This window comes from Pontibacterium sp., from assembly GCF_964228735.1.
Taxonomy (GTDB): domain Bacteria; phylum Pseudomonadota; class Gammaproteobacteria; order Pseudomonadales; family Balneatricaceae; genus Pontibacterium.
This window is the reverse complement of record NZ_CAXRBQ010000136.1, coordinates 1-4,503: the sequence shown is the minus strand read 5'-3', so window position 1 is coordinate 4,503 and position 4,503 is coordinate 1. Positions and strand designations below refer to the sequence as shown.

Genomic DNA, 4,503 nt, shown 5'->3' with positions numbered 1-4,503 from the left:
CTGGTTCTGGTTGAGTCTGCTAATCTATCTGCCGGTGCTCGGGTATGCCTTGTACCGAGTGCCCTGGAGTATCCTGAAGTCCAACCGCCGCCTGCAGCATTTCTTTCTGGGCGCCACTGTTTTTCTGATGGTGATGTGGAGTATGCGTGCCGGGATCTCGCCGGGGCTGGGTATTCATTTTTTGGGGGTAACCGCCCTGACACTGATCTTTGGCTGGGATCTGGCCATCGTGGCGGGGACCGGTGCCTTGCTGGGCATGATTCTGATTGGCCGCGAAGGCTGGGATAGCCTGCCGATCAACGCGGTGTGCTCGGTATTGCTGCCATCGATGGTGACCTTGCTGGTTCTTAAAGTGGTGGAGGCGAAGTTAACGAAAAACTTCTTCGTTTATCTCTTTCTGTGTGGGTTCTTCGGTGCGGGTCTATCGGCGGCGGCATCGGGCCTGGCGACCGGTACCGTGCTCTGGCTCGATGGTGTTTATACCTGGGCCAAGATCAACCACGAGTACATCCAGTACTTGCCACTGATCATGTTCCCCGAAGGCTTGATGAACGGCATCATCATGACCGGAATACTGGTCTTTCACCCGGACTGGGTGCGGACCTTCGATGCCCGTCGCTACATCGACGAGCAGTAAGTGGTTACTGCTTAACTGGTCTCTTTGACAGCTTACGTTGCAGGGTGCGACGATGCATGCCCAAGGCACGGGCGGTGGCGGATACGTTGCCATCGTGCTCGGCCAGTACCTTCTGAATGTGCTCCCACTCCAGCCGGTTGACGGACATCGGCTGTTGGTTCACCTCGATATCCGGGTCGGGTTGGATTTTGCCAAGCGCTGCCAAAATCTCATCGGCGTCAGCCGGTTTAGGCAGATAGTTGGTTGCGCCCAGTTTGATCGCTTCCACCGCGGTGGTGATACTGGCGTAGCCGGTCAGCACCAGAATCTTCATCTCGTCGCTGGCTGCGCGCAGGCTCGGAATCAACGTCAGGCCGGAGGCGGTCTCCATCTTCAGGTCCACGGTGGCCATGTCAGGTGTGAGCGAGCTCAGGACGCTCTCGGCTTCCTCGACGCTGTGGGCGACGGTTACTTCCAGGCCCCGTCGTTTCATGGCGCGGGCCAGAATGCGGGTAAACGTTGGATCGTCGTCAACGATCAGCAGGCGTTTGCCTTCCAGTTCAGTCATTCTGATTGCTCCTTGGAATGATTACTTCAGTCAGCGTGCCGCCATCGGGATGGTTGTACAAGCGCACAGTGCCATCGTAGCGCGCCAGGGTGGTGGCAGTCAGGAACAGGCCGATCCCCAGGCCACGTCCCTTGGTTGATACAAACGGCTTGCCGAGATTGTCGTGCGCTTCCAGTGACAGGCCCGGGCCCTGGTCGTGGATCAGCAGGGTGATATCGTTGTCATCCCAGTTCAGACTCACCTCGATATCCTTGGGCGCGGCATCTGCGGCGTTGTTGAGGATATTGAGGACCGACTGGCGCAGGGAGGTACTGTTACGAATGACCGGAGTGGCGCCGCTGGATTCCATGATCAGGCGGTGGGTCACATCGGGCCGCTGGATCATCCACTGTTCGATCACATCTTGCAGTATATCGCCGAACGGTTCGAGGCGCTGGGAGGCCTGCTCTTCCCGCACCGAGCGAGTGAACTGCTGCAGGCGTTCGCTACAGGCATCGATCTGCTGGCGCATCAGGTCCAGGTCTTCCTGCAGCTCCGGGTCATCCTCGCGTTCCGCTTTCAGTTCGCTCACGAGTACGCGCATGGTGCTCAGTGGCGTGCCCAGTTCGTGGGCGGTGCCGGCGGCCATGGTTGCCAGGGAAAGCAGTTGTTGATCGTGAATGCGCTTTTCCCGCTCCTCTTCCAGGCGTTCCTGTTGCCGATCCATCGATTGGCGCATACGCACGATAAACCAGGTCACCACGCCCACGGTGAGCAGGAAGTTTATCCACATGCCGGTGATATGCAGGTCAAACAGGTTAAGCAGGGCGTGCTGGTGGCGCGTGTCGGCTTCGATAATCGGGATGAAGTAGAACAGCAACGAGCTGTAAATGCCGATCACCAGTCCGCCCATCATCAGGCTGAATCGTTGCGACAGGGTGGCTGAGCAGATGATCAACGGGACAAGCAGCAGGAAGATAAAGGGGTTAGTGGCGCCACCGGTCTGGAACAGCAGACAGCCGTATAGCACAACGTCGGCAACCAGCTGGGTGAAGAACTCCGGTTCGGTCACCGGCCAGCCGGAACGCAACCGGGCATAAGTGGCCAGGTTCATCAACGCCAGTGCAGCCAGAGTGGAAGCGAGAATCCACACATTGAGATCCGCCTGCAGGATATAAAGGGCAAACAGAATCGCCGCACTCTGCCCAAAGAGGGTGACGGTGCGGATGTAGGTCAGTTGCAGGAGGTTGTTGTGGTGGTTGGCCATAGCGGCCGATTATACCCGAGCTGCCGCTAAAAACAGCGGGGCAAAATGTCGCATTGTCAGGCGTTCCCGGTCCGTTTTTGTGTCAGTGTGGGGTGGGATTCCAGGTAGTGCTCAAGATCGGCTCGCTGTTTGATGCTCAGGTGCAGGCCTAGCTTACTGCGTCGCCAGAGGATGTCTTCGCCGCTGGATGCCCACTCCTGATCAATCAGGTAGTCTACCTCTGCGCTATAAAGTCCATGTCCGAAGTGAGTACCCATTGCATCGAGGTTATCCACGCCTTTTAAAAATCTGTGACACCGGGTGCCGTAGCTGTGCACGTAGCGGTGGGTGATCTCTGGAGGCAGCCAGGGATAATGGGCATTGAGTGTTTGTTGGAGCTGTGTGGGACTGTCAAAGTCGCCACCCGGCAGTGGACTATTGGCAGTCCAGTGAGGGCCAATATCGGGAAAAAACGGCGCCAGCTTGTCCATCGCCGCCTGTGCTAGTTTGCGGTAGGTGGTGATTTTACCGCCGAACACCGAGAGCAGCGGTGATTGATTCTCCGAGGCGTCGACTTCGAAGCTGTAGTCCCGGGTGACAGACTGGGCGCTGTCGGACTGGTCATCCAGCAGGGGGCGTACCCCGGCGTAGTCCAGCACTACATCCGATGACTGCAGCTGGTGCCGGAAGTGTTGGTTGGTCACCGAGATCAGGTAATCGCGTTCGTCCGGGCTGATCTTTACGGCGCCGGGGTCACCGTGGTACTCCACATCGGTGGTGCCAATCAGCGAGAACTTTTCCTCGTAAGGAATAACAAACACGATACGGCGGTCGGCATTCTGCAGGATATAGGCCTCGGGACTGTTGTACAGGCGTGGTACCACGATATGGCTACCCTTCACCATGCGGATCTGCTTGGGGGGCTGGCTGTGCATAACTTCCGGAAACAGACTGGATACCCAGGGGCCTGCAGCATTCACCAGGGCATGGGCAGAAACGTCATGGTTAATGCCACTTTGTTGATCAAGCAGCGATACCTGCCAGCCGTGCGCTTGTCGTTGTGCGGAGATGCAGCGGGTGTGCGTCAGGATTGTGGCACCTTTATCCCGGGCGGCCATAGCGTTCAGGACAACCAAGCGGGCATCGTCCACCCAACCATCCGAATACTCAAACCCCTGAGTTATATCCGCTTTGAGGGGGCTGTTTTCCCCAAAGGTAACCGTTTTGAACGGTGGCAGGGTATCGCGTGCAGCCAGCCTGTCATATAGAAAGAGCCCCAGGCGGATCAGCCAAGCAGGGCGCAGATACGGGCGGTGGGGCAGGCGAAACCTCAGGGGGCGGGTGATGTGGGGGGCGTTGCGCAGCAGTACCTCCCGCTCCGCAAGTGCTTCACGCACCAGGCGAAATTCGCCGTACTCCAGATAGCGCAGGCCACCGTGGATCAGTTTGCTGCTATTGGAGGAAGTGGCTGAGCCCAAGTCATTCATTTCGCAGAGCAGCGTGCTGAGACCGCGACCTGCTGCGTCCGCAGCGATACCCACGCCGTTGATGCCGCCGCCGATAATAAGCAGATCGTAGGTCAGTCGATTGGACTGCATCGCTAGGTACTCCTGAGTGAACTGCCCCTTGGAAGCTTAGATCAGATTATATTTGCCGTGTCCATTCCAGGGCTTAGCGGATGGTGTGAAGGAGGCAATTTCGGTAAAATAGCCCGCCTTTTAGTGTGGCCCTTATATACGGGCGCACCAGACCCGAAAATACGATGTGCACGTCAAAACGTTGCACGGGAGTGAAAAGATCAAGATGGCTTCATCAATCATCGACGAGGTAAAGCGCAGAAGGACGTTCGCGATTATCTCTCACCCCGATGCCGCCCAGCCTTTCAACGCTTAAAACCACCTTTCATTGGACACCACAATCACATCTCTACGTACTGAATTTAAAGGCTTTTTGTCTTTTTCTCGTTTCTTTGCTTTTCAATGATGTTCAAGCGTAACCTCGGAAAGTGTGTACACACTTGAGTACAAATCGCCATATTGACCGTTTTTAGCCAAATTCCAGGACACAAACCTAGCTGTAGGCCTTGTGCCTACT

Annotated in this window: 4 protein-coding genes; 1 reads left to right on the top strand and 3 read right to left on the bottom strand. The window is 56.7% G+C overall.

Annotated elements, in window-relative coordinates:
- Positions 1-637, top strand: a 637-nt coding sequence (locus ACEQ15_RS15270) for an energy-coupling factor ABC transporter permease (RefSeq protein WP_370280088.1), incomplete at its 5' end; no start/stop codon positions are given.
- A gap of 4 nt (positions 638-641) precedes the next feature.
- On the opposite strand, the gene ACEQ15_RS15265 is transcribed toward ACEQ15_RS15270, so the two are convergent.
- From ACEQ15_RS15265 to glpD, 3 genes are read right to left on the bottom strand one after another with little or no spacing between them, the layout of a single operon-like run.
- Entirely contained in the window at positions 642-1,184 is a 543-nt protein-coding gene (locus tag ACEQ15_RS15265; RefSeq protein ID WP_370280087.1) for a response regulator transcription factor, read from the bottom strand.
- Entirely contained in the window at positions 1,177-2,430 is a 1,254-nt protein-coding gene (locus tag ACEQ15_RS15260) for an ATP-binding protein (RefSeq protein WP_370280086.1), read from the bottom strand. Before ACEQ15_RS15260 ends, ACEQ15_RS15265 begins: the two co-directional genes overlap by 8 nt.
- A gap of 56 nt (positions 2,431-2,486) precedes the next feature.
- Positions 2,487-4,007 carry a glycerol-3-phosphate dehydrogenase gene (gene glpD, locus ACEQ15_RS15255; protein ID WP_370280085.1) on the bottom strand — a complete coding sequence of 507 codons (1,521 nt, stop codon included), beginning with the start codon at positions 4,005-4,007 and terminating at the stop codon, positions 2,487-2,489.
- Positions 4,008-4,503 lie beyond the last annotated feature (496 nt).

Excerpts from the sequence above, each read along its gene's own strand:
- ACEQ15_RS15265 (WP_370280087.1), bottom strand. The coding sequence starts at position 1,184 with ATGACTGAACTGGAAGGCAAACGCCTGCTGATCGTTGACGACGATCCA.
- ACEQ15_RS15260 (WP_370280086.1), bottom strand. The coding sequence starts at position 2,430 with ATGGCCAACCACCACAACAACCTCCTGCAACTGACCTACATCCGCACC.
- glpD (WP_370280085.1), bottom strand. The coding sequence starts at position 4,007 with ATGCAGTCCAATCGACTGACCTACGATCTGCTTATTATCGGCGGCGGC.